This window comes from Massilia eburnea (genome assembly GCF_050709955.1).
In the GTDB taxonomy this organism is placed as follows: domain Bacteria; phylum Pseudomonadota; class Gammaproteobacteria; order Burkholderiales; family Burkholderiaceae_D; genus Rugamonas; species Rugamonas eburnea_A.
Genome location: NZ_JBNZFX010000036.1, coordinates 32,465 through 56,725 on the forward strand (window position 1 = coordinate 32,465; position 24,261 = coordinate 56,725).

At 61.9% G+C, this 24,261-nt stretch carries 17 protein-coding genes and 4 pseudogenes; 17 read left to right on the plus strand and 4 right to left on the minus strand.

All coding sequences use genetic code 11. The features are described from left to right. The first annotated feature begins 91 nt into the window (after positions 1 to 91). Positions 92 to 709, plus strand: a complete 618-nt coding sequence (locus ACQ4MM_RS22360) for a tetratricopeptide repeat protein (RefSeq protein WP_431479427.1) — start codon at positions 92 to 94, stop codon at positions 707 to 709. Here the strand turns inward: ACQ4MM_RS22360 and ACQ4MM_RS22365 are convergent. Beyond that, the gene (locus ACQ4MM_RS22365; protein ID WP_431479428.1) at positions 666 to 1,592 is read right to left on the minus strand and encodes an alpha/beta fold hydrolase; all 927 of its coding nucleotides are present in this window, start codon (positions 1,590 to 1,592) and stop codon (positions 666 to 668) included. The two genes, ACQ4MM_RS22360 and ACQ4MM_RS22365, sit on opposite strands and share 44 nt — an antisense overlap. Positions 1,593 to 1,661: 69 nt before the next feature. On the opposite strand from ACQ4MM_RS22365, the gene ACQ4MM_RS22370 reads away from it, so the two are divergent. Then, entirely contained in the window at positions 1,662 to 3,116 is a 1,455-nt protein-coding gene (locus ACQ4MM_RS22370) for a flavin-containing monooxygenase (protein WP_431479429.1), read from the plus strand. Between the two features lie 19 nt (positions 3,117 to 3,135). Here ACQ4MM_RS22370 and ACQ4MM_RS22375 read toward each other — a convergent pair whose 3' ends face one another. Next, positions 3,136 to 4,041: an AEC family transporter gene (locus tag ACQ4MM_RS22375; protein WP_431479430.1), complete on the minus strand. Its 906-nt coding sequence runs from the start codon at positions 4,039 to 4,041 to the stop codon at positions 3,136 to 3,138. A 1-nt stretch (position 4,042) separates the two neighbouring features. Beyond that, positions 4,043 to 4,654 (minus strand): DUF2238 domain-containing protein, encoded by a 612-nt coding sequence (locus tag ACQ4MM_RS22380; protein ID WP_431479431.1) that lies wholly within the window; start codon positions 4,652 to 4,654, stop codon positions 4,043 to 4,045. An 85-nt stretch (positions 4,655 to 4,739) separates the two neighbouring features. On the opposite strand from ACQ4MM_RS22380, the gene ACQ4MM_RS22385 reads away from it, so the two are divergent. The 12 genes and pseudogenes from ACQ4MM_RS22385 (at position 4,740) to ACQ4MM_RS22440 (ending at position 19,108) form a co-directional block, all read left to right on the plus strand. Beyond that, complete coding sequence (locus tag ACQ4MM_RS22385) at positions 4,740 to 5,294, plus strand: TauD/TfdA dioxygenase family protein (RefSeq protein ID WP_431479432.1); 555 nt, start codon at positions 4,740 to 4,742, stop codon at positions 5,292 to 5,294. Between the two features lie 30 nt (positions 5,295 to 5,324). Beyond that, the gene (locus ACQ4MM_RS22390; protein ID WP_431479433.1) at positions 5,325 to 5,918 is read left to right on the plus strand and encodes an ANTAR domain-containing response regulator; all 594 of its coding nucleotides are present in this window, start codon (positions 5,325 to 5,327) and stop codon (positions 5,916 to 5,918) included. A 36-nt stretch (positions 5,919 to 5,954) separates the two neighbouring features. Further along, positions 5,955 to 7,079 (plus strand): CmpA/NrtA family ABC transporter substrate-binding protein, encoded by a 1,125-nt coding sequence (locus ACQ4MM_RS22395; RefSeq protein ID WP_431479434.1) that lies wholly within the window; start codon positions 5,955 to 5,957, stop codon positions 7,077 to 7,079. A gap of 230 nt (positions 7,080 to 7,309) precedes the next feature. After that, the gene (locus ACQ4MM_RS22400; RefSeq protein ID WP_431479435.1) at positions 7,310 to 8,611 is read left to right on the plus strand and encodes an MFS transporter; all 1,302 of its coding nucleotides are present in this window, start codon (positions 7,310 to 7,312) and stop codon (positions 8,609 to 8,611) included. Continuing rightward, positions 8,608 to 11,120 (plus strand): annotated as a pseudogene (gene nirB, locus ACQ4MM_RS22405) (nitrite reductase large subunit NirB); the annotation flags it as partial. The gene ACQ4MM_RS22400 and the pseudogene nirB, both read left to right, overlap by 4 nt. A gap of 27 nt (positions 11,121 to 11,147) precedes the next feature. Further along, a pseudogene (gene nirD, locus ACQ4MM_RS22410) lies at positions 11,148 to 11,500 on the plus strand (nitrite reductase small subunit NirD). Continuing rightward, positions 11,497 to 12,714 (plus strand): annotated as a pseudogene (locus tag ACQ4MM_RS22415) (NAD(P)/FAD-dependent oxidoreductase). The pseudogenes nirD and ACQ4MM_RS22415 overlap by 4 nt, the downstream one beginning before the upstream one ends. A 4-nt stretch (positions 12,715 to 12,718) precedes the next feature. After that, positions 12,719 to 15,404, plus strand: a pseudogene (locus ACQ4MM_RS22420) (molybdopterin-dependent oxidoreductase). Positions 15,405 to 15,485: 81 nt separating this feature from the next. Then, complete coding sequence (locus ACQ4MM_RS22425; protein ID WP_431479436.1) at positions 15,486 to 16,349, plus strand: hypothetical protein; 864 nt, start codon at positions 15,486 to 15,488, stop codon at positions 16,347 to 16,349. Positions 16,350 to 16,354: 5 nt separating this feature from the next. After that, complete coding sequence (locus ACQ4MM_RS22430) at positions 16,355 to 16,726, plus strand: Imm10 family immunity protein (RefSeq protein WP_431479437.1); 372 nt, start codon at positions 16,355 to 16,357, stop codon at positions 16,724 to 16,726. 223 nt (positions 16,727 to 16,949) lie between these two features. Further along, positions 16,950 to 18,488, plus strand: a complete 1,539-nt coding sequence (locus tag ACQ4MM_RS22435; RefSeq protein ID WP_431479438.1) for an FAD-dependent monooxygenase — start codon at positions 16,950 to 16,952, stop codon at positions 18,486 to 18,488. Between the two features lie 53 nt (positions 18,489 to 18,541). Beyond that, positions 18,542 to 19,108, plus strand: a complete 567-nt coding sequence (locus ACQ4MM_RS22440) for a hypothetical protein (RefSeq protein WP_431479439.1) — start codon at positions 18,542 to 18,544, stop codon at positions 19,106 to 19,108. A gap of 12 nt (positions 19,109 to 19,120) precedes the next feature. On the opposite strand, the gene gabD is transcribed toward ACQ4MM_RS22440, so the two are convergent. Then, positions 19,121 to 20,575 carry an NADP-dependent succinate-semialdehyde dehydrogenase gene (gabD, locus tag ACQ4MM_RS22445; RefSeq protein ID WP_431479440.1) on the minus strand — a complete coding sequence of 485 codons (1,455 nt, stop codon included), beginning with the start codon at positions 20,573 to 20,575 and terminating at the stop codon, positions 19,121 to 19,123. A gap of 115 nt (positions 20,576 to 20,690) precedes the next feature. Here gabD and ACQ4MM_RS22450 point away from each other — a divergent pair, with 115 nt between their 5' ends. The 3 genes from ACQ4MM_RS22450 to ACQ4MM_RS22460 are packed head-to-tail and all read left to right on the plus strand — an operon-like array spanning position 20,691 to position 24,259. After that, positions 20,691 to 21,446: a gamma-glutamyl-gamma-aminobutyrate hydrolase family protein gene (locus ACQ4MM_RS22450; protein WP_431479441.1), complete on the plus strand. Its 756-nt coding sequence runs from the start codon at positions 20,691 to 20,693 to the stop codon at positions 21,444 to 21,446. Positions 21,447 to 21,495: 49 nt separating this feature from the next. Then, on the plus strand, positions 21,496 to 22,866 hold the full coding sequence (locus ACQ4MM_RS22455; protein WP_431479442.1) for a glutamine synthetase family protein: 1,371 nt from the start codon (positions 21,496 to 21,498) through the stop codon (positions 22,864 to 22,866). A gap of 10 nt (positions 22,867 to 22,876) precedes the next feature. After that, complete coding sequence (locus ACQ4MM_RS22460) at positions 22,877 to 24,259, plus strand: aspartate aminotransferase family protein (RefSeq protein ID WP_431479443.1); 1,383 nt, start codon at positions 22,877 to 22,879, stop codon at positions 24,257 to 24,259. The last annotated feature ends 2 nt before the right edge of the window (positions 24,260 to 24,261 follow it).

Below are 24,261 nucleotides of genomic sequence, written 5' to 3' on the forward strand. Positions count from 1 at the left end.
CCCAACCAGCAACTCGTCGTAACGGCGGGAGATGTGCTCGTCCAGCCTGCCGCCGACGGCAAATCCTGGTGCGCCCTCAAGGTGTTCGCCGTTGAAGGTTCGACTGCGCCATTGCCTGACCTACGATGCAACGGCCCGCAAGCCCTCGCTGGAATCACTGGCGCAGGCCGCTGTGCGCATGGCGCATGCGCCGCGTGCCGCGGCGTCGCTCGCCGAGGGCTGGGAGCTGGCCGGCAACCAGCCCGCTACTGCGCGCGAGTTGCAAGGCCTGAAGTACATGGACTTCGAACTATACGTGCGCCTGACCGGACAGGATGTCGACACCATCATGCGCACCGCCACCGAACATTTCGAGCGCGCCGGCGTGCATGCCGCCGAAGGCCGCAGCATCGAAGCGATCAACGAATATGGCAAGGCCATCGAACTCTATCCCGCTTACACCGATGCGCTGGACAAGCGTGCCTTCTCCTTCATGGAACTAGGCTTGTATGAAAAGGCGCTGCGCGACCTGGACGAATCCCTCTACCTTAATCCGGAAGGCATGTCAGCCTTCTTCTGCAAGGGTGAATGCCTGATGAAGCTGGGGCATCTCGACGAGGCTGCGGCAATCTTCACCGAGGGCCAGGAACGTTTCCCCGAGCACGCCACCCAGTTTAACGAGTTCCTCAAGCGCACTCGCGCTTTTGCCCTGACTGGCCGTCCAGCGTAAGCTGGAAGTCCAGGAAGTCGCGTGCTGTGCGGCGCGTCGCTTCCAGCATGGGCAGATGCCCAATACCTTCCATCATGATCAACCGCGCATCCGGCATCAGCGCCCTGGTCGCGGCGGCACCTTTGGGGCTGAGGATGCGGTCTTCGGTGCCCCACACGATCAGCGCAGGCGTTTCGATAGCGACGCGCAGCATCGGCGAGTCGAGCAGTTCGCGCATGATTGCGCAGTGCAGCCCGTAATCCGCCACCGCACGCCTGGCCATCACGTGTTTCAGCGAATAGGGGAAGAACGGCGGCTTCGCCATGCAGCTCGCCATCAGCGTCTCGAAGTCGCGCGGGCCGGGCACCAGCAGCGGCATGCCACCGCCTGCCAGATAGGTATGGAAAGTGGGGTTGTCGTACGCGGCGTCGGTACCTGCGGGCGCCAGCAGCCAAAGGCTCGCAACCTGCTCCGGGTGGCGCGCCGCGTATTCGGCGGCAATGAAGCCTCCCATCGAATTGCCTCCCATGTGGAAACGCTGCACGCCCAGCTCCCCCATGAAGGCGCGCAGGTTTTCGACTTGCGTCGCGATGTCGTGCTTTGCGTCGGGATCGCGCCGCGCATCGCCAAAGCCCGGCAGGTCGGGAATGATCACGCGGTAGTGCGGCGCCAGCAAGCGCGCGATGCGCGTGAAGTTGTCCTTGTCGCCGGCAAAGCCGTGCACCAGCACCAGAACCTCCTTGCCCGTGCCGCTATCGAGGTAGGGCAGGGAAGCGTGGCGCAGGGTGAGCCCCGAACGCTTGCGCTCCAGCGCGAGCGATGCCCGTGCCAGCGGGGCTGGCAGTAGCCGGTCTGCAGCAAACAGTGCCAATGCTGCGCCGCCCAAGGCGTAAAGGAAGAACATATACGGTCTCCATATTGACTTGTTATTAATGCAAAATTATAGTCTGCCAAACCATCCTGGGGGGCGGCAATGGATTACGACGTAGTGATCGTGGGCAGCGGCTTTGGCGGCATATGCAGTGCAATCAAGCTCAAGGAAGCAGGCATCGACCATTTCGTCATGCTGGAGAAGGATGAAGTGTTCGGCGGCACTTGGCGCGTCAACACCTATCCCGGGGCAGCCTGCGATATTCCCAGCCACCTGTATTCATTCTCTTTCGCGCAGAACGCGCATTGGAGCCGCCTGTTCCCGCGCCAGGACGAACTGCTCGAATATACCCAGCGCGTGGTGCGCGAATTCGACCTGGAGCGGCACCTGTGCCTCGGCACGGCGCTACGCTCGGCGAAGTTCGACGAGGCGACAGGCAGATGGCGTCTCGCCACCAGCAAGGGCGAAATGACGGCGCGCACGGTGATCTTCGCAATCGGCCTGCTGGGGCGACCGAGCGTCCCGCACTTTCCCGGCGCGGAGCGCTTTCGCGGCCAGAGCTTCCATTCCGCGCAGTGGGACCACAGCATAGATTTAAGCGGCAAGCGCGTGGCGGTGATCGGCAGTGGCGCCAGTGCAGTGCAGTTCGTGCCGGAGATCCAGCCGCAGGTCCGGCAGCTGGACCACTACCAGCGCACCGCGCATTGGGTGCTGCCGCGTCCAGACCGTGCCGTTACGCGCGTCGAGCGATGGCTGCTGGACCACGCGCGTCCCCTGCAACTGCTGTATCGCGCCAAGCACTATGTGCAGTTCGAGTCTCGCGTGGTGTTGTTCATCTTCCTGCCGGTGCTCGCCAAGGTGATGCAGTGGCAAGCCTTGCGCCTCCTGAAGCGCCAGGTCGCCGACCCGCAATTGCGCGCCAAGCTGGTGCCGGATTACACGCTGGGCTGCAAGCGCGTGCTGCTGACCAACGATTACTATCCCGCGCTATCGCGGCCCAACGTGGCAGTGCTGAAAGACGGCATCCGCGAGGTGCGTGAGCATAGTATCGTCACCGGCAGCGGCGAAGAACGCCCGGTCGACGTGATCATCTATGCCACCGGCTTCGACGTCGAACACGCCTATGGCCCGATCGACTTGCGCGGCCGCGGCGGCTGCAGCTTCGCCCAGGCGCTGGAGGACGGCGCAGGCGCCTACAAGGGCGCCACCGTGGGAGGTTTCCCCAACTTCTTCATGATCACCGGGCCGAACACCCTGCTGGGACACAACTCGATGATCTACATGATTGAATCCGGCGTGCGCTATGCCGTGGATGGCGTGCGCCGCGTACTGCGCGAAGGCCTGCACTCCGTCGACGTGCAACCGGCAGTGCAGGGCGCTTACAACCGCAGGCTGCAGCAGAAGCTCAAGGGAACGGTATGGCACAGCGGTTGCAAGAGCTGGTACCTCGATTCGCGCGGCCGCAACCTGGTGATATGGCCGGGCTTCACCTTCCACTACCGCCACATCACCCGGCGTTTCGATATCGACAGCTACGTCGTGCGCCACTCGGCCTGACGCCAAGCGCCCCTCTGAATTAGGTCGAGAGCATCCGGCTGAGCGGAATCGTGACCGCCGCCAGCAGCGTTTGCAGCGTAATAAGGGAAGCCATCAGGCGCGCATCTCCGCCAAGCTGGCGCGCCATGATGTAGGCGTTGGGGGCTGTTGGCAGCGCGCAGTAGAAGCAGGCCGCCAGCGTTACGGGCTCGGAGACGCCGAACATCACGCACACGCGGGCAGCGACGAAAGGTAGCACGAGCAGCTTGAGCACGGAGGTAAAGGCCAGCGCGGCCGGCCGCAAACCTTCCAGTGAGAACACCAGGCCGCTGCCGACGCTGATCAAGCCGAGGGCCAGTGCAGACTTGCCGATAATGTCCAGGGTGTTCATCAGCGGCGCCGGCAAAGCCAGCCCGCCAAGGCTGAATATCATCCCCGTCAGCGTGGCCAGGATGATGGGGTTGGTCGCCAGCGTCTTCGCGACCTTGGCCAGGTTGGCTTTGCTGCCGCTCCACCACGACAGCGCCAGGATCGAAACCACGTTCACCACCGGCAGGCACAGGGCCAGCGCCAGCATCACCAGGGCCGCGGTCTGCGGCGGGAAGAACAACGCCGACACCGCAATCCCGAAATAGCTGTTCGGCCGCATCGCACCCTGCACGACCGAGGAGCGACTTGGGTCGGGCAGCCCGCGCCAGAACAGCAAGACCAGCAGGGCGAGGCCGACTACGATAAAAGTCGGCAGCAGCGTCGCCAGTGCCAGTTCCCCCACCATCCGGCCATGGAAGTCGAGCCGCGCAATCCCGGTGAACAGCAATGCCGGGAAGGCGATGAAATACGAGAATTTCTCTACCGAAGGGAAAAAGTCATCCGGCATCCAGCGGGACTGGCGGATCGCCACTCCCAGCATGATCAGCAGGAAAACCGGAATGATCGAGCCAAGCATTCTAGCGAGCGGCCAGTTGGCGGTCGTGCAGGCGGGTTAGCGTCAAGAGCGCAGCGACGCCGCCGATCAGGGCCATGAACATGTCGGACTGCGTATCCCACGGGTCGCCCTGGGTGCCGAGGAATTCATCGGCGCCCTGGCCCAGGGCCACGGCAGCGCCCCATTCGATCAGCTCATATGCCGCGCTGATAGCCAGCACGATAGAGATCACGATAAAGGCCAGCATCTTGCCGGACGGGAGATAGCGGCCGCGCAGCAGGATTTCTCGTGCCACCATGACCGGCACGAAGCCCTGCGCGAAATGGCCGATTTTGTCGTAAGGATTGCGAGACAGGCCGAACCAGTGCTGCAGGTCGAAGCCGAAAGGCACCCGCGCATAGGTGTAAGCGCCGCCCACCATCAGGATCACGCAATGCACCGTGATCAGCACATACAGCAGGTCGGTCAGGCGGTAGCTGCGGTAAGTCGCTGCCATCAGCGGCAGGGCGATCAGCGCCGGCGCCACTTCCATCCACCAGGTGGTGCGGTCATAAGGGGCGATGCCGGACCATGCCAGCACGGCCAGTACCAAGGCGGCCAGGGCGAGATGGAATCTGGAGGTAGTCGTGTTCATGCCGATCCTGTGCTTTGCGAAAAGCGCATATTAATATCAAAAACGATTCGTTTCCAACGCAAACTGCGGCGCATAGACTGCTCGAATGAACTGGCAGCATTTCGACATCCGCATCCTTGACGCGCCGCTTGGCGCAGAAGTCATCGGCTATAACCTCGGGCATGAGCAGGACGACAACAACACCGTCCGCCTGCAATCGGCTCTGCGCGACCACCACCTCCTGGTATTCCGCGCCCAGCGCATCACCTCGCGTGTGCAACACGAGGCTGGTCACCGCCTTGCCGCCCAATCCATGGCGCCCACCGGCGAGACGGTCTTGTTCTCCAACCTGCAGATGGCCTACGACACACTACCACTCGGCTTGCGGCGCCTGGTCCACAACGCGCGCGCAGCACAGGAAGGCGCTTCAGGCGCGCTGCCCCTGGTGCGACTGCATCCCGAAACCGGCCGACGCGCGATCCTGGTGGCCGACCCGGAAACCACGCGCGTGGTCGGGGCCAGCGCCGCTGAAAGCGCGGAATTGCTGCAGGAATTGCATGCCCACGCCACCCGCGCCCAGCACTTGTACCAGCATGAATGGCTGCCGGGCGACCTGTTATTCTGGGATCAACACAGCCTGATGCCGGTAGCGTCGACGTAAGGCTGGCGCGGTTCTTGCAACATAGGAGGCATGAGCCGCAATCTACGCATCGTTTTGATCCACCCGCCGCACGAAAGTGAGGCACGCGCGCATGCCCTGCATTCCGGGCTGGCGGAGGCCGGGTACGACCTGATCGCCTCGCTGCCGGCCGACTTCCACCTGCCCGAACACATCGCCCGCCTGCAGCCCGACATGATCATCGTCGACGCCGAATCGGACGCGCGCGACGTGCTCGAACACATCGTCATTGCCACCCGCGACGAGCGGCGTCCCATCGTCATGTTCACCGAAGACGACAAGGCCGATTCCATGGAAGCGGCAATGGCGGCGGGGGTTTCCGCCTATGTGGTGGCGGGTTTGCAGCCCGAACGCATCAAGCCCGTGCTGGACGTTGCGCTGGTGCGCTTCAAGCGCGAACAGAAGCTGCTGGACGAGCTGGAAGGCACCCGACTCAAACTGGCCGAGCGCAAGCTGATTGACCGCGCCAAAGGGATCCTGATGGCACGCCAGGGCCTGACCGAAGAGCAGGCTTTCCAGAAGCTGCGCAGCATGGCCATGAACAAGAACCTGAAGCTGGCCGAGTTGGCGCAGCGCATCCTGGACGCAGAGGATTTGCTCGGATGATGCACCGTCGTGGTGCATTCCGGGCAGGAGTGAAGCATGCAGATTGAAAAAGACATCGTCAGGATTGGCTTCAACCCGCTGACCGATTGCGCGTCGCTGGTAATGGCATCCGTGCTTGGGCTGGACCGCAAGCATGGCATCCGCATCGTATTGAGCAAGGAGACGTCGTGGGCAGGCGTGCGCGACAAACTGCTGACCGGCGAACTCGATGCCGCGCACGCGCTGTATGGGCTTGTCTATGCAACCCATCTCGGCGTGGGTTCAGTGCGGCGCGATCTGGCCATCTTGATGAATTTGAATCGCAACGGCCAGGCCATTACGCTGTCGCGCCGTTGGGTCGACGAAGGCGTGCGCGATGGCGCCGCGGTTGCCGCCCTTTCACACCAGCGTGAACTGCGCTGGGCCCAGACCTTCCCGACCGGGACTCACGCCATGTGGTTGTATTACTGGCTGGCCGCACATGGCGTGCATCCCTTGCGCGAGGCGCGCGTGATCACGGTGCCGCCATCGCAAATGGCGACCAACCTGGCCGCCGGCCATATGGACGGTTTCTGCGCCGGCGAGCCGTGGAACCACCGGGCCGTGATGGACGGCGTCGGCGTCACCATCGCCACCAGCCAGCAGATCTGGCCCGACCATCCGGAGAAAGTGCTGGCCACGACCGCCGACTTCGCGCGCCACCATCCCAATACCGCGCGCGCCCTGGTCGCCGCCGTGCTGGAGGCCAGCCGCTGGATCGACGCCAGCCCGGCCAACCGCATGGCGATGGCCGAGATCATCTCCGCCGTCCAATACGTCAATACCGGCAAGGACGTGATCTGGCAGCGCATCCTCGGCCGCTACGAAGACGGCATGGGACGCAGCTGGGAAGATGCGCACAGCATGCGCTTCCACCAGGAAGGTGCGGCCAACTTCCCCTACCTGTCGGACGGCATGTGGTTCATGACCCAGCAAAAGCGCTGGGGCTTGCTCAAGGCATCGCCCGACTACCTTGGCGTGGCCCTCAAGGTGCAGCAGGTCGCCCTCTATAAAGAGGCGGCAGAACTCACGGAGACCGCAATTCCGGCCAATCCGCTGCGCAGCTCCGTGCTGATGGACGGCGTCGCCTGGGACGGCCGCGATCCCGAGCGCTACGCGGCATCTTTCGACATCCATATGTAGCCAACGCCCTATTGCGGTGCACCATAGTTGGGCGCGGTGCACCGCCAGATGGCGAAAAGCCCCTCCTGAGCGTAGTTTCCCCCCCTTAAAGCGGCTGGCACAGGTCTTGCACAGCATAGGTAAAGCGCTGGTCTAACGGAGGATCGGCTAACCGGACAACGGCGTCCGTGCAGCACTGCCACCGATGGCGGGCGCTGCACGGACGCCTTTTTGTTTTCAGGGACAAAACCATGGCAAGCAAAGCGACCAGCATCAAACTGTTTTCGTTCTCAACGCCGCAGATGCGAGCCTTCCATCTCACCTGGATGGCCTTCTTCGTCTGCTTCTTCGCGTGGTTCGCCTGCGCGCCACTGATGCCGGTCATTAAAGGCGAATTCGGCCTGACCCCGGCGCAGATCGCCAACATCAATATCGCCGCGGTAGCCATCACCATCATCGTGCGCCTGGTGATTGGCCCGCTGTGCGACCGTTACGGCCCACGCAAGGCATATACCGGCCTGCTGCTCCTGGGTGCCATCCCGGTGCTGGGCGTAGCTGCCGCGCAGACGTATGAAAGCTTCCTGTTCTTCCGCCTCTTGATCGGCGCGGTCGGCGCCAGCTTCGTGATCACCCAGTACCACACCTCGGTCATGTTCGCGCCGAACGTGGTCGGCACCGCCAACGCGGCCGCCGCCGGCTGGGGCAATGCGGGAGGCGGCGTGGTGCAATCCACCATGCCGATGATCATGGCTGCCATGGTCATGCTGGGCGTAAGCGAAACCATGGGCTGGCGCGCCGCCCTGGTGGTGCCGGGCGTGCTGATGCTGGTCATGGCCTATGTTTACTATCGCTACACCCAGGACTGCCCGGATGGCAACTACGCCGACCTGCGCGCCGCCGGCATCGAGCTGGAAGGCGGCAAGAAAGGCGGCTGGTCGAGCTTCAAGCTGGCTGCTGTCAACTACCGCGTGTGGCTGCTGTTCGTGACCTACGGCGCCTGCTTCGGTGTGGAGATCTTCATTCACAACATCGCCGCTATTTATTACGTCGATACCTTCAAGCTCACGCTGCCGCAGGCCGGTCTTGCAGCCGGTAGCTTCGGTTTGCTGGCGCTGTTTGCCCGTGCCCTGGGCGGCTATGTCTCGGACAAGGCCGCCGCACGCGGCAGCCTGAATAGCCGCGTCACCCTGCTGTTCGCCATGATGATCGGCGAAGGCATCGGCCTGATGTTCTTCGCCAAGGCGGACAGCGTAACCCTCGCGGTGATCGCCATGCTGGTGTTTGGCCTGTTCACCCACATGGCCTGCGGCGCGACTTACGCCCTGGTGCCTTTCGTCGACAAACGCGCCCTGGGCGGTGTGGCTGGCATCATCGGCGCTGGCGGCAATGTCGGCGCGGTCGCGGCGGGCTTCCTGTTGAAAGGCATCGGCAATACTCAGCAAACCCTGTGGATCCTTGGTATGTTCGTCGCCGTCTCCGCCCTGTGCGCACTCGCCGCACGCTTCAGCGAATCCACCGTCAAAGAAAATGCAATCGCAGGAGCAGCAGCATGAAGAAGATCGTCGTCATCGGCCACGGCATGGTTGGCCACCAGTTCCTGAAATCGCTGCCTGCTGGCGCTGCCCAGGTCACCATCCTGTGCGAAGAAGCGCGCCCGGCCTACGACCGCGTGCACCTGTCGGAATTTTTCAGCGGTAAGAGCGCCGAGGAGCTATCGCTGGTGGAGGAAGGCTTCTTCGACCGTGACGACATGGTGCTCAAGCTGAATGGCCGCGCCGTGGCGATCGACCGCGCAGCGCACACCGTCACCACCAACAGCGGCGAGGTGCTCCCTTATGACAAGCTGGTGATCGCCACCGGCTCCTTCCCGTTCGTGCCGCAGATCGACGGCAAGGACCGCAAGGATTGCTTCGTCTACCGCACCATCGAAGACCTGGAAGCCATGCAGGAATGCGGCGCGCGCTCCAAGACCGGCGTGGTGATCGGAGGCGGCCTGCTCGGCCTGGAATGCGCCAAGGCGCTGAAAGACCTGGGCCTTGAAACCCACGTGGTCGAATTTGCACCGCGCCTGATGGCCGTGCAGGTTGACGACGGCGGCGGCCGCGTGCTGCGCCAGAAGATCGAAGACCTGGGCGTGACCGTCCATACCGGCAAGAACACCACCGCCATCGTAGCCGGTGAAAGCGGCACTCATCGCATGCAGTTCGCCGACGGCACTTCCCTGGACGCCGACATGATCGTGTTTTCCGCCGGCATCCGCCCACGCGACTACCTGGCCCGCGAATGCGGCCTGGAAGTGGGGCCACGCGGCGGCATCGCCATCAACAACCAATGCCAGACCAGCGACCCGGACGTGTACGCTATCGGCGAATGCGCGCTGTGGAACGGCCAGGTCTTTGGCCTGGTGGCGCCTGGCTACGACATGGCCCGCGTCACTGCCCCGCCATATCTCCGGTGACAGCAGCGCCGAATTCACCGGCGCCGACATGAGCACCAAATTGAAGCTGATGGGCGTGGACGTGGCCAGCATCGGCGACCCGCATGCCAAGGCTGAAGGCGCGCGCAGCTACCAGTTCACCGACGAACGCAAGCAGGTGTACAAGAAGATTGTGGTGTCCGACTGCGGCAAGTTCCTGCTGGGCGGCGTAATGGTGGGCGATGCCGGCGAATACGGCACCTTGCTGCAAATGATGCTGAACAAGATCGAACTGCCGGAGGCGCCGGAATTCCTGATCCTGCCGCAATCCGATGGGGCGTCCAAGCCAGGCCTCGGTGTGGAAGCACTGCCGGCCGGCGCGCAGATCTGCTCCTGCAATGATGTTTCGAAAGGCGCGATCTGCGACGCCGTCGCCGGCGGCGCCACCAGCATCGGCGCCATCAAGAAATGCTGCGGCGCAGGCACTTCCTGCGGCGGCTGCGTGCCACTGGTAACGCAGATCATGAAGGCGGAAATGAAGAAGCTGGGCATGGATGTGAACAACCACGTCTGCGAACACTTCCCGCATTCGCGCCAGGAACTTTTCCACCTGATTCGCGTCGGCCAGATCAAGTCCTTTGAAGACCTGCTGGAACGCCACGGCAAGGGACTTGGCTGCGACGTTTGCAAACCGCTGGCGGCAAGCATCTTCGCCACCTGCTGGAACGACTTCGTGTTGAAGAAGGAACACGCCAGCCTGCAGGATTCGAACGACTATTTCCTGGGTAATATCCAGAAAGATGGCACCTACTCGGTGGTGCCGCGCATGCCGGGCGGCGAAGTGACGCCGGAAGGGCTGATTGCGGTCGGCCAGGTCGCCAGGAAGTACGGCCTGTACACCAAGATCACCGGCGGCCAGCGAGTCGACCTGTTCGGCGCCCGCGTCGAACAGCTGCCGGCTATCTGGGAAGAGCTGATTGCTGCTGGTTTTGAGACCGGCCACGCCTACGGCAAGTCGCTGCGTACCGTGAAGTCCTGCGTCGGCTCCACCTGGTGCCGCTATGGCGTGGACGATTCAGTCGGCCTGGCCATCGAACTGGAAAACCGCTACAAGGGCCTGCGTACCCCGCACAAGATCAAGTTCGGTGTGTCCGGCTGCACCCGCGAGTGCGCCGAAGCGCAGGGCAAGGACGTCGGCATCATCGCCACCGAGAAGGGTTGGAACCTGTATGTGTGCGGCAACGGCGGCATGAAGCCGCGCCACGCCGAGCTGATTGCGTCCGACCTCGACAAGGCAACCCTGGTGGCCTACATCGACCGCTTCCTGATGTTCTACAGCCGCACCGCCGACCGCCTGCAGCGAACCAGCACCTGGCGCGAAAACCTGGAAGGCGGGCCTGGATTACCTGAAGGACGTGATCATCAAGGACAAGCTGTGGTATCAACGCAGAAATGGAAGCAGACATGCAGCGCGTGGTCGATACCTACGCCTGCGAGTGGAAGGAAGCCGTCAACAACCCTGAAACACGCGCTCGGTTCCGCCATTTCGTCAACAGCCCGGACGCTGACAGCAACGTGGTCTTCAATGGAGGAACGCGGCCAGATCCGCCCCGGCCACCGTGGAAGAACGCAAGCTGATCCCGATTCAAAGCCCATCGCCTGAGGAGAAAACCATGCATCGTGATACCCAAGCCTCCGCCTGGACCGCCGTTTGCGGCGTGGAAGAAAATCGTTCCCACACCGGCGTCTGCGCACTGCTGCAAGGCCAGCAAGTCGCCGTCTTCCGCATGAACGACGGCGACGACAGCCGCGTTTTCGCCATTGGCAACTACGGACCCCCAATTCGGAAGCCTCCGTGCTGTCGCGCGGCCTGGTCGGCAACCTGGGCGAACGCCTGGTCGTCGCCTCGCCTATCTACAAGCACCACTTCGACCTGCAAACCGGCGAATGCCTGGAAGCGCCGGAACACTCCGTGCCTACCTGGCCGGCACGCATCGAAGGCGGAAAGGTCTGGGTCGGGGCATGAAGCCCGCCCTGGTCGTTGTCGGCAACGGCATGGCCGGCATGCGCACGGTCGAGGAGCTGCTCAAACTGGCGCCGGACATGTACGACATCACCGTCTTCGGCGCCGAGCCGCATGGCAATTACAACCGTATCCTGCTGTCGCCGGTATTGGCGGGCGAGAAGACGGTCGACGACATCATGTTGAACACGCGCGAGTGGTACCAGCAGAAATCGCATTACCCTGCACACCGGCGATCCGGTTGAATTCATCGACCGCAAGCGTCGCCTGGTGCGCGCCCGCTGCGGCCTGGAAGTACGCTATGACCGCCTGCTGCTGGCCACCGGTTCGCGTCCTTTCATCATCCCTGTGCCCGGCCACGAACTGCCCGGCGTTCTGGCCTTCCGCGATATCCAGGACGTGGAATCGATGCTGGACGCGGCACGCAACCATCGTCCACGCCGTGGTGATCGGCGGCGGCCTGCTCGGATTGGAAGCCGCCAACGGCCTGCAGCGCCAGGGCATGCACGTCACCGTGGTGCACGTGACCGATGCGCTGATGAACCAGCAACTGGGACAAACCCGCCGCGCAGCTGCTGCAAAAGGCGCTAGAAGCGAAAGGCCTGGTCTTCCGCCTGGAAGCCCAGACCAGCGAAATCGTCGGTACCGAACGCGTGAGCGCCGTGCGCTTTGCCGACGGCAGCGAAATCCCGGCCGACCTGGTGGTGATGACTGCCGGCGTGCGCCCGAATATCGAACTGGCGCGACGCAGCGGCCTGCATTGCGAACGCGCCATCGTGGTGGATGACACCTTGCAAAGCTTCGATCCGCGCATCTACGCAGTTGGCGAATGCGTGCAGCATCGCCGCGCCACCTTCGGCCTGGTGGCGCCGATCTGGGAACAGGCGCGCGTCTGCGCCGCCCATCTGGCAGGCAACGGTCACCGACGTTACGTGCAGCAGGTAACCCCGACACGCCTCAAGGTGACCGGCGTCGACCTGTATTCGGTGGGCGACTTCATCGGCGGCGAAGGCAGCGAAGACCTGGTGCTGCGCGACCCGCGCCGCGGTGTCTACAAGCGCCTGGTGCTGGACGGCGGCCGCATCACCGGCGCGGTGCTGTATGGCGACGTGCAGGACGGTCCGTGGTACTTCGACCTGATCCAGAACCGCACCGACATTTCGTCGATGCGCAACCATCTCTTGTTTGGCCAGGCGCTTTGCGCGCAGGCTGCGTGAATTCATGATTAAGACGACGTGCGCCTATTGTGGTGTTGGTTGCGGTGTCACGGCGACGCCGCGTGAAGGTGGCGGGTTCGATATTGCCGGCGATGCCGCGCATCCTGCCAACCAGGGGCGCTTGTGCGTGAAGGGTTCCGCACTGGGCGAAACGATCGGCCTGGAAGGCCGCCTGCTGTACCCGATGATGCGTGAGCGCGGCGACGACGCGCTGCACCGTGTAGCCTGGGGCGAAGCGCTAGACCACGTGGCGGACAGATGGCGCGCCATCATCGACCAACACGGCCCGGATGCCGTGGCTTTCTACGTTTCCGGCCAGTTGCTGACCGAGGACTACTACGTCGCCAACAAGCTGATGAAAGGCTATATCGGCAGCGCCAATATCGACACAAATTCACGCCTGTGTATGTCGTCCGCCGTTGCCGGCCACAAGCGCGCGTTCGGCGAAGACGTGGTGCCGGTCAATTATGACGACTTCGACCACGCCGACATGGTGGTGCTGGTCGGCTCCAACCTGGCCTGGTGCCACCCGATCCTGTTCCAGCGCCTGACACGCGCCAAGGAAGCACGTCCCAACATGAAGATCGTGGTGGTCGATCCGCGCCGCACCGCCACCTGCGAGCTGGCCGACCTGCACCTGCCGATCAAGCCCGGCACCGACGTCTGGCTGTTCAACGGCTTGCTTGGCTACCTGTCTCGCATCGGTGCAGTCGATCCGGACTTCGTCTCCGCGCATACCAGCGGCCTGGAAGACGCATTGGCGGTGGCCACGTTGACACCGGAAGAAGTCGCGCGCGCCTGCCGCCTGAACTTGCAGGACCTGATGGAGTTTTACGAATCCTTCGCTGCCACTGCGAAGGTCATTACCGGCTTCTCGATGGGCGTCAACCAGTCCAGCACCGGCACCGACAAGGTGAACAGCATCATCAACTGCCACCTGATCGGCGGCCGTATCGGCAAGCAGGGCATGGGCCCGTTTTCGATTACCGGCCAGCCTAACGCCATGGGTGGCCGTGAAGTAGGCGGCTTGGCCAACATGCTGGCCGCGCACATGGACCTGGACAACGCCGCGCACCGCGACGCCGTGCAAACGTTCTGGGAGTCGCCGCGCATCGCATCCCGTCCCCGGCCTGAAGGCGGTTGACCTGTTCGAAGCCATCGAGGCCGGCCGTGTGAAAGCCGTTTGGGTGATCGCGACCAATCCGGTCGTCAGCCTGCCGAACGCCGACCAGGTGCGCCGCGCGCTCGAGCGCTGTGAGCTGGTTGTCGTATCCGACGTGGTGCGCGACACCGACACCAACGCCTATGCCGACGTCCTGCTGCCCGCGCTGGCATGGGGCGAAAAGGACGGCACGGTCACCAACTCAGAGCGCCGCATCTCGCGCCAGCGTTGCCTTCTTGCCGGCGCCGGGGGAGGCGAGGGCGGATTGGCTGATCCTGTCGCAGTTCGCGCTGCGCATGGGCTACGACGGCTTCGGCTACGCCAGCGCCGCAGAGATCTTCACCGAACACGCCAGCCTGAGCGCCTGGCGCAACAACGCCGAAGAGTTGCCGCGCGCCTTCAACATCGGCGCTCTCGCCACGCTGGGCGAATCCGCCTACGACGCGCTGCAGCCGACGCAATGGCCGGCAATCGTGGCCGCCGATGCGGCGCCTTCAGAACGCCCGTTCGCCGATGGCCGCTTCTTCCACGCCGATGGCCGCGCGCGTTTCGTCGCCACCGTGCCGCGCGCCCCCGGCCAACCTGCCCGACGGTGAATTCCCGATCGCCCTCAACACGGGCCGCGTGCGCGACCATTGGCACACCATGACCCGCACCGGCCGCGCACCGAAGCTGGCCGACCACGTTTCCGAATCCTTCATCGACATGCACCCGCAGGACGCCCTGCTGTGCGGCGTGAAGGAGGGCGAGCTGGCGCGCGTCAGCAGCCAATGGGGCAGCATGATCGCCCGCGTCCAGCATGGCGGCGGCATCGCGCGCGGTAGCGCTTTCGTGCCTATCCACTGGAACAACCAGACCGCCTCCGATGCGCGCATTGGCGCCGTGGTAAATCCGGTGGTCGACCCGGTATCCGGCGAACCGGAATTCAAGCACACGCCAGTGATGATCGACCGCTTCCCGGTCAAATGGCATGGTTTCATCCTGAGCCGCGACGCGCTGCAACTCGACGCGCTAGCCTACTGGACCAAGGTGCAAGGCAAAGACTTCCAGCGCTACGAACTGGCCGGCCGCAATGCCATTGAAGACTTTGGTGCGTGGGCACGCCAGCTGCTCGGCAATCAGCGACGATGACGCCGACTGGCTCGAGTACGCCGACCGCACGTCCGGCGTTTTCCGCGCGGTGCACCTGGTTGACGACCGCATCGCACAATGCATCTTCATCTCGGCCCGCCCGGACCTGCCGGCGCGCCAATGGCTGGCCAGCCTGTTCGACAAAACGCAACTGGACGTGGCCGACCGCGCAGCCTTGCTGGCCGGTCGTCCGATCGCAGCAGGCTCCGACACCGGCCCGACGGTCTGCTCCTGCTTCGGCGTCGGCCGCAACACCATCTGCAAAGCCATCCGCGAGCAGAACCTGACCACGCCGGCGCAAATCACCGCCTGCGTGAAAGCAGGCGGCAATTGCGGCTCCTGTGTGCCGGAACTCAAGAAGCTTCTGAGCGAGATCAGGGTGGAGGAAACCGCGTAGCGCATGCTCGAATCGTGCTACCGCTGGGTCCATCTGAACCTGTGGTAAGGTACAGGACACCACCTTTGCTGGAGTCGCGAAATGGCTCTCATGCCGCGCTTCATCCATTTTTTCGTTTGCGCTTTATTGGTGTCGTCCCCTGCGGTAGCAGGTGCGGAGTCTGCCGCCCACGCTTCGGCTCCTTTGCCTTCGTCTAATGCCGAACCGCTCGAATTGCGGATTGCCGTGTCGTCCGATGGGCATGCCGCTTACTTCATCCGCCTGCTGGAAGAGTCATTGAAATTGATTCACCAGCCGTATCGTATCCATTACGCCAAGGACGTTCCCGCGCGCCGCATGTGGCGGATGCTGAACAAAGGCGACATCAATCTTTTCTACGGCATGCAATCGAAAGAGAAGGATGGCAACGAACAGATCGTTCGGGTGCGTAATGCGTTGACAAATGGCCTGATCGGACAGCGTGTGTTTTTGATCCGAAGATCCGATACGGAAGTCTTTGCACGTATCCACTCCGTCGGCGATTTGAAGCGCACCAGGATGATCGCAGGCTTCGGTGCTGGCTGGGGTGATGTGACGGTGTGGCGTGTGACGGGCCTTCCGCTCTACGAGCACACCGCGCCGTGGGGCACAATTTATGCGATGGTAGCCGCAGGGAACCGTCACGTTGATTATCTGCCACGCGGTGTGATCGAGGCGCAGGAAGAGGCTCGCTTGCATCCCGAGCTGGCAGTGGAGCAGCACTTGTTGGTCGATTATCGAGCCGACTTCGGTTTCTATCTGGCGGCATCAGCCGCCAGCTACCGGGCCGTCATCGAACGCGCGTTAAGGGAAGCCGAAGCATCGGGCCTTAAGGCCCGCCTGATTGACGAGGCATTCGGCGCTGATATGAAAGCACTGGGCCTGGATCGCCGCATCCGTCTGCGCCTTGAGGCCACTCCTGATTGAATCCTATGACGAACTTTAACTTTTTCGCCTCTGAGATTTCTTCAACTCCAGTGGACGGCATTTGGACCTTAGGCTTTTCCGACCCGTCGCAGGAAATCTATTTACTGGTTCAGCGCGACGTCGACAATGTAATGGGGCAGAGCGGCCTCAATATCCATTACGTTGAGTTTCAAGACCAGTCGAAAGCTTGTTATGGCGGCATCGAACGGATCCAGATACTGCGCGACGCCGTGCGGTTTCGCCTTTCCGAGGCTGGAGCGGATCGAATTGGCATATCGGAGATTGTCGTATCGTTCACGCTTAGCAAACCGGCATTGGGTGCGATGTCGGAGGCCTTGGCGCACATCGTCGAGCATGGTCGTGTCGAGGTGCTTTAAGCTTCTTGACTGCTTTTTTGCGGCGATGCTATAGTCCGCCTGTCGGAAAAGGCAGACTTGGTTTGGTAAGCCCAAGTCCTTTCGGTAACGAAAGCTCTGGTCTTTGGCCCTTGCAGTAGATCCCCACGACGAATACTTGACGCCATTTGGCGTTCAATTGTTCGTCCGCGCGGAATCCAGGCTTGGGAACGCTCCGGTCGAACATCGACTAAGGAGCCTGGACATGCATATCCCCCATACCAATTCCCATGACGTATTGATCGCCGGCGCCGGCCCTGTAGGGTTGTTGCTCGCCTGTGAGTTGCGGCTCGCCGGCTGCTCAGTGCTTGTACTCGAGCAGGCCAATGATCCTCACAATCCGCTCAAAGAACTGCCGTTCGGCCTGCGCGGCCTTTCAGTACCGAGCATCGAGAGCCTTGACCGTCGCGACCTGCTGCGCCCAATCGAGGAGCGGGCAGTCTCTCGCAGTTCGCCAGCAAGCGCGCACTGGATGCAACAAACGCGCCGTCCGGCAGGCCATTTCGCCGGCATCCAGTTCTTCCATGACCAGATAGACAATACTCAGTGGTCGCACCGCCTGCCCGGAGCAGTCAGCAGTGTCGCCGCAGACATGGCGAGTATCGAGGCTGTCCTCGCGGCGCGTGCGGAGACATCAGGTGTGGAGATTTTACGCGGATGCGGCGTCGAGAGTATCGAGCAATCGGAGCGCGGAGTAACAGTCTTCGCTGGCGGCCAGGAGTTCCAGGGACAATGGCTTGTCGGCTGCGACGGCGGGCGCAGCACCGTGCGCAAGGCGGCGGGAATAGGCTTCAGCGGCACCGATCCCGAGTTCACCGGTTATTCAGCCCAGGTCCGGCTTGCGGATCCTGGTGTGCTCAAACCCGGTCGCCATTACACGGCGACGGGAATGTACATTTACTCAGCGCCCGGCACGATAGGGATGGTTGATTTTGACGGCGGCGCATTTCATCGAACCGATCCCATCACGCGCGAGCATATCGAGGCGGTGCTACGCAAAATCTCCGGCACTGAAGTCGCGGTAGCGGAGCTTGAATTCGCGACGACCTGGACCGACCGAGCATTTCAGGCGACTGCGTACAAGAAGGGCCGCGTGCTATTGGCTGGCGATGCTGCACATGTCCACTCACCGCTTGGCGGGCAAGGCCTGAACCTCGGTCTAGGCGACGCAATGAATCTGGGTTGGAAGATCGCAGCGACGATACGCGGCACCGCTCCCGAAGACCTGCTCGATAGCTATGAACGCGAGCGGCATCCGGAAGGCGCACGGATCCTTGACTGGTCCCGCGCGCAGGTGGCATTGATGCGCCCCAGCCCAAGTTCGCGCGCGCTGGAAGCGATCATCCGCGATCTGCTCCAGACGCGTGATGGCGCCACATATTTTGCCGGCCGCGTTTGGGGTGTCGAGTCCCGCTACGATCTCGGCGACGCCCACCCACTGGTGGGTCGCAGCGCACCGAATTTCGAACTGATCGACGGAACGAGGCTTAACCTGCACCTTCGAACCGGACATGGACTACTGCTCGACTTCGATGGGTGCGAATCGTTAAATTCGGTTGCCGCTCACTGGGGTGACCGCATTCGCTACTTGGCGATCGAAGTGAAGGACCGATTAGGTTTGAGCGCATTGCTGATACGTCCCGACGGAGTCATTGCCTGGGCCAGCGATTCGGCGTGCTGCGAGATCGATGCGGCCAACAGCGCATCCAAGTGGTTTGGCAAACCTCTGTCCACACCTCCATGATATATTGCCAATTTTTTCCTTGGACTTTTTGACGTTCCGAGAAATAGATTCATATGCATAAACAGTTCGTCCGCTTATTGGTGTGTTTCAGCTTGGTCACTGCTTCATTGGCGGTAGCCGCGCAGGAATCCACCAAGTACCCCGCAGAAATTGCTGATTTCCAGAAATGGGAAAAATTCCCCGCAGAGTGTGCGGGGTATCGCCGTAGCACGGTCAGGGCCTATGCGCCAGCGCTCGCCGACTACTCAGTCACATACCAGAGTTTCGGAAGCATGCTTCGAAATACCGTCACATTGTTCTTCTATCCTCGCAAGGAGGATTCTTCCGCTCAGCTACGAGCCGAAGTCTCGGAGGTGCGGAATGCGCATAAAGACGCGCAGATCGTGAATCGACGCGCCATCAAGCTTGAAGCGAACGGTAAGGCTTACGACGCAACATTAATCACGTTTGAATTCACTGACCGCATTGCAGAAAACCCGCAGAAGCTTAGCTCTCAATTATTGATAGTATTTTTCGACTCGAGAACGTTCAAAGTACGCAGTACGTCATCTGCGGAGCAGGGTGGCGAGGCGGAAGTTGCTGTGCGAAAGCTTCTGCAGTGCGTTGCATGGTCAACGTAAGTCCAGGAACTACTAGATGCCACCCATGCAGATGTATTTGATCACGAGGTAATCGTCGATGCCATGCGTCGAGCCTTCGCGGCCCAGGCCTGATTGTTTGACGCCACCGAACGGTGCAATCTCGGTCGAGATCAAGCCGGTGTTCACGCCTACCATGCCGCTCTCCAGTCCTTCCGCCACGCGCCAGATGCGTCCGATATCGCGCGAGTAGAAGTATGCCGCCAAGCCGAACTCTGTATCGTTGGCCAGCGCCACAGCTTCTTCATCGGTCTTGAAGCGGAACAGTGGCGCCAGGGGACCGAAGGTTTCTTCGCGTGCCACCAGCATGTCGGCGCCTACGTCTGCCAGCACGGTGGGCTGGAAGAAACTGTGGCCCAGCTCGTGCCGCTTGCCGCCTAGCAGCAGGCGCGCACCCTTGCCGAGTGCATCGGCGATATGTTCTTCTACTTTGAGGACGGCCTTCTCTTCGATCAGCGGGCCTTGCGTCACGCCGTCATCGGCGCCGTTGCCGACTTTGAGCTTGCGTACCGCTTCGACCAGCTTCGATGCGAACGAGTTATATACGCCGTCCTGCACATAGATGCGGTTCGCGCACACGCAAGTCTGGCCGGCGTTGCGGTATTTGGAGGCGATAGCGCCTTCCACTGCTGCGTCCAGGTCTGCATCGTCGAATACGATGAAGGGCGCATTGCCGCCTAGTTCCAGCGACAGCTTCTTGATCGTTGGCGCGCTTTGTTCCATCAGCAGCCGGCCGACGGCAGTCGATCCGGTGAAGCTAAGCTTGCGCACGATAGGGTTGGAGGTCATCTCGCCGCCGATCTCGCGCGAGGCTCCGGTGATCACACTGAAAACGCCTGGAGGAATGCCGGCACGCTCCGCCAGCACGGCCAAAGCCAATGCCGAGAAGGGCGTGAGTTCGGCCGGCTTGACCACCATCGGGCAGCCTGCTGCCAACGCGGGACCGGCCTTGCGCGTAATCATCGCGGAAGGGAAGTTCCACGGGGTGATCGCAGCGCTGACGCCAATCGGTTCGCGCGTCACCACCACGCGCTTGTCGGGCCATGGCGATGCCAGGGTTTCTCCGGCTATGCGCTTTGCCTCTTCGCCGAACCATTCGATGAACGATGCGGCATAGGTGATTTCGCCTTTTGATTCGCTCAACGGCTTGCCTTGCTCCGCTGTCATCAATGCCGCCAGGTCGTCGGCATTGGCGAGGATCAGGTCATTCCACTTGCGCAGGATGGCTGCGCGCGTTTTGGCCGGCTTCTTGCGCCATTCAGGCCATGCGGCATTGGCGGCTTCGATGGCGCGGCGCGTCTCGGCAGCGCCCATTTTCGGTACGCTGCCAAGCGTTTCGCCAGTGGCAGGATTAGTGACGCTGATCGTTGCCCCCCCGTCGGCATCGCACCATTGGCCAGCGATATAACACTGTTGGCGCAGAAGGCTGGGATCTTTCAGGGTCAGCATGATTCACCTCCAAAGCAAAAATCCAGTATACCGGGTATCACACTGTACGGTTGCCACAACTCAAAATTGGGAATAAGATCAAGCTGCACACTGATAGTTACCTAACAAACTAAACATGCGCCGCCCCATCGTACTGGTCCCCGCCTGCAGCCATAGTAAAGGCCCCCATCCCAGCTACGCCGCTCAAAACAAATATGTTGATGCGGTGGCTGTGGGAGCGCGCTGCCAGCCGTTGTTGATCCCTCCGTTGGGAGACAACACCGATATTGAAAGCCTGCTCGGCATCGCCAATGGCGTTATGCTGACCGGCGCTGCCTCCAATGTGCAGGCAAGCCTGTATGGGCAGGAAACGCTCGATCCCTCGCTTCCGCTGGATCCCGCGCGCGATGCAACCACTTTGCCTTTGATCCGTGCTGCGCTAATGCACGGCATTCCGGTTTTGGCGATTTGCCGCGGTTTCCAGGAGTTGAACGTGGCGCTGGGCGGCACGCTGCACCAGGCCGTGCACACCGTGCCGGGCTACATTGACCATCGCGAAGACAAGACCCAATCGCTGGAGCAGCAATACGCGGCGGCACATCGCATCAAGCTTGAAAAAGGCGGCTTGCTGGCGCATATCCTCGATGGTGCTAGCGAAATACAAGTGAATTCGCTGCACGGGCAAGGCATTGATCGCCTGGCGCCCGGCTTGCAAGTCGAAGCCCGTTCCGACGATGGCTTGATCGAAGCTTTTTCCATCGCGGCTTCTCCTGCGTTTGCGCTGGCGGTGCAATGGCATCCCGAATGGCGCGTCGAAGAGAACCACGACTCCATGCGCATGTTCAGCGCATTCGGCCTTGCGTGCCGGGTGCATAGGGATCGCATTCCTTAGGTGGCTTTCCTTCAGTAGTGCTGTTTTCTAAACTACCTGAGAGGAAGCAATGGCAATCCGCGAAAATTTCAGTTATACCGACATGGACGAGTGGCTCAATGAAAAGCGAGTCACCGAGATCGAATGCCTGGTCCCGGACCTGACCGGTGTCGCTCGGGGGAAGATTCTCCCGCGTGGCAAGTTCACCCAGGAGCGCGGCATGCGCATTCCTGAAGCGGTGCTTGGCATGACCGTCACCGGCAATTATCCGACCGAGGATGATGCCTATGACCGTGCCATTTCGAGCACCGACCGCGACATGATCCTGAAGGCCGACCCCACCACCATCACCATGGTGCCCTGGGCTGCCGACCCGACGGCGCAAGTGATCCACGACTGCTACTTCAGCGACGGCCGCCTGGTCGATTTCGCGCCGCGCTCCGTGCTGCGCCGCGTGTTGAAGCTGTTTGACGACAAAGGCTGGAAGCCGGTGGTTGCACCGGAACTGGAGTTCTACCTGACGGACAAGAATTCCGATCCCGACCTGCCGTTGAAGGCGCCCATTGGACGCAGCGGCCGCGCCGAGACCAGCCGCCAGGTGTACAGCATCGATGCGGTGAACGAGTTCGATCCGCTGTTCGAAGATATTTACGATTACTGCGACCTGATGGGCCTCGACGTGGATACCTTGATCCACGAAATCGGCGCCGGCCAGATGGAGATCAACTTCCTTCACGGTGAACCGCTTGGCCTGGCCGACAAAGTGTTTTTCTTCAAGCGTACCTTGCGCGAGGCGGCATTGAAGCACCATATGTACGCCACCTTCATGGCCAAACCGATGGCGGGCGAGCCGGGATCGGCGATGCACATCCACCAGAGCGTGATCGATGCGCGCACCGGCTGGAATATTTTCAGCAATCAGGATGGTTCGCCCTCGCAGCTTTTCAAGGCCTACATAGGCGGCTTGCAGCGTTATATGCCAAGCGCCTTGGCGATTGTCGCACCGTACGTGAACTCGTATCGCCGTCTGGTGCGCCACACGGCTGCGCCGATCAACATCCAGTGGGGGATGGATAACCGGACCGTCGGCTTCCGAGTGCCGGAATCGGGTGTACAGGACCGGCGCGTTGAGAACCGCATTATCGGTGCCGATGCCAATCCATACCTTGCACTGGCAGTGACGCTGGCCTGCGGCTACCTCGGCATGACCGAACAGCTGGAGCCGACTGCGCCGACCATGGGCAGCGCTTATGAAATGAAGTATGAGCTGCCGCAAGGCTTGCCGGAAGCGCTGGGCATCCTGCGCGCTGAGGACAAGCTGCGCGTTGTGTTGGGCGAACGCTTTATCGACGTGTACGCCGCCATCAAGGACCTGGAACACCAGGAGTTCATGACCGTCATCAGTCCGTGGGAGCGCGAGCACCTGCTGCTGCACGTATGAGGAGGCGATCATGGACGATACCAGGACGATCCAGGCGCGCGATCATGCGCATTACATGCACCCCTTCACCGACCACAAGGCACTTGGCGAACGCGGCGTGCGCGTGATGGTGCGCGGCGAAGGCATCTACCTGTGGGATTCGGAAGGCAAGAAGATTTTGGATGGCATGTCCGGTTTGTGGTGCGTGAATGTCGGCTACGGCCGGCACAGCATCTCGAAGGCGGTGTACGACCAGATGGAGACGCTGCCTTTCTACAACAGCTTCTTCAACACGACCAACGTGCCGGCGGTGACGCTGGCCGCCAAGCTGGCGGAGATTGCCCCGCCGGGTTTCAAGCATGTGTTCTTCACCGGCTCCGGCTCGGAGGCGAACGACACCAATGTGCGCATGGTGCGCCGTTATTGGGACTTGAAAGGCCAGCCGCAGCGGCACACCATCATCAGCCGCTTCAACGCTTACCACGGCAGCACCATAGCGGGGGCTTCGCTGGGCGGCATGGAAGGCATGCACGCGCAGGGCGGCTTGCCGATTCCGGGCATCGTGCATATCCGCCAACCGAATTACCTCGAATCCGGGCGCGGCATGACGGAGGACGAATTCGGCATCGAGGCTGCGTCGTGGCTGGAACAGAAGATCCTCGATGTTGGCCCCGAGAAGGTGGCGGCCTTCATCGGCGAGCCGATCCAGGGCGCGGGCGGCGTTGTGATCCCGCCTCGCACCTACTGGCCGGAGATCCAGCGCATTTGCGACAAGTACGGCATTCTCCTGATCGCGGATGAGGTGATCACCGGCTTTGGCCGCACCGGGCGCATGTTCGCCTGCGAGTACTTCGACTTCAAACCGGACTTGATCACTTTCGCCAAGGGCGTCACGTCGGGTTATATCCCGCTTGGCGGCGTGTTGGTTGGCGAACGTGTGGCGGAGGTGCTGATCGGGCAGGGCGGTGAGTTCGCGCACGGCTTCACGTATTCCGGCCATCCAGTCGCTTGCGCGGCGGCGCTGGAGACGATCCGGATCATTGAGGACGAAAAGCTGGTGCAGCGCGTGGCGGAAGACACCGGGCCCTACCTGGCGCAACGCCTCGCCACGCTGGGCGAACACCCGCTGGTCGGCTATGCCAATAGCTGCGGCTTCGTCGCGGGCCTGAATCTTGTGCGGCGCAAGGGCCCTACCATCCATGGCCACGAGTACTTTGATCCGAAACTGGAAGTCGGCATGGTGTGCCGCGGCTATATGTTCAACAACGGCATGATCATGCGCGCCGTAGGCGACCGCATGATCATCGCACCACCGCTGGTGATGACGCGCGAACAGATCGACGAAATGGTGGACCTGATCCGGCGCTGCCTTGACGATACTTATGCGGACCTGCAGCAGAGAGGATGGATGTAAGC

What these genes read in the sequence shown, in the direction of transcription:
- gabD (WP_431479440.1), bottom strand. Translation starts at nt 20,575, where the DNA reads ATGCTGACCCTGAAAGATCCCAGCCTTCTGCGCCAACAGTGTTATATC.
- ACQ4MM_RS22370 (WP_431479429.1), top strand. Translation starts at nt 1,662, where the DNA reads ATGGATTACGACGTAGTGATCGTGGGCAGCGGCTTTGGCGGCATATGC.
- ACQ4MM_RS22395 (WP_431479434.1), top strand. Translation starts at nt 5,955, where the DNA reads ATGCAGATTGAAAAAGACATCGTCAGGATTGGCTTCAACCCGCTGACC.
- ACQ4MM_RS22455 (WP_431479442.1), top strand. Translation starts at nt 21,496, where the DNA reads ATGGCAATCCGCGAAAATTTCAGTTATACCGACATGGACGAGTGGCTC.
- ACQ4MM_RS22390 (WP_431479433.1), top strand. Translation starts at nt 5,325, where the DNA reads ATGAGCCGCAATCTACGCATCGTTTTGATCCACCCGCCGCACGAAAGT.
- ACQ4MM_RS22425 (WP_431479436.1), top strand. Translation starts at nt 15,486, where the DNA reads ATGGCTCTCATGCCGCGCTTCATCCATTTTTTCGTTTGCGCTTTATTG.
- ACQ4MM_RS22375 (WP_431479430.1), bottom strand. Translation starts at nt 4,041, where the DNA reads ATGCTTGGCTCGATCATTCCGGTTTTCCTGCTGATCATGCTGGGAGTG.
- ACQ4MM_RS22450 (WP_431479441.1), top strand. Translation starts at nt 20,691, where the DNA reads ATGCGCCGCCCCATCGTACTGGTCCCCGCCTGCAGCCATAGTAAAGGC.
- ACQ4MM_RS22435 (WP_431479438.1), top strand. Translation starts at nt 16,950, where the DNA reads ATGCATATCCCCCATACCAATTCCCATGACGTATTGATCGCCGGCGCC.
- ACQ4MM_RS22365 (WP_431479428.1), bottom strand. Translation starts at nt 1,592, where the DNA reads ATGTTCTTCCTTTACGCCTTGGGCGGCGCAGCATTGGCACTGTTTGCT.
- ACQ4MM_RS22430 (WP_431479437.1), top strand. Translation starts at nt 16,355, where the DNA reads ATGACGAACTTTAACTTTTTCGCCTCTGAGATTTCTTCAACTCCAGTG.
- ACQ4MM_RS22380 (WP_431479431.1), bottom strand. Translation starts at nt 4,654, where the DNA reads ATGAACACGACTACCTCCAGATTCCATCTCGCCCTGGCCGCCTTGGTA.
- ACQ4MM_RS22400 (WP_431479435.1), top strand. Translation starts at nt 7,310, where the DNA reads ATGGCAAGCAAAGCGACCAGCATCAAACTGTTTTCGTTCTCAACGCCG.
- ACQ4MM_RS22440 (WP_431479439.1), top strand. Translation starts at nt 18,542, where the DNA reads ATGCATAAACAGTTCGTCCGCTTATTGGTGTGTTTCAGCTTGGTCACT.
- ACQ4MM_RS22385 (WP_431479432.1), top strand. Translation starts at nt 4,740, where the DNA reads ATGAACTGGCAGCATTTCGACATCCGCATCCTTGACGCGCCGCTTGGC.
- ACQ4MM_RS22460 (WP_431479443.1), top strand. Translation starts at nt 22,877, where the DNA reads ATGGACGATACCAGGACGATCCAGGCGCGCGATCATGCGCATTACATG.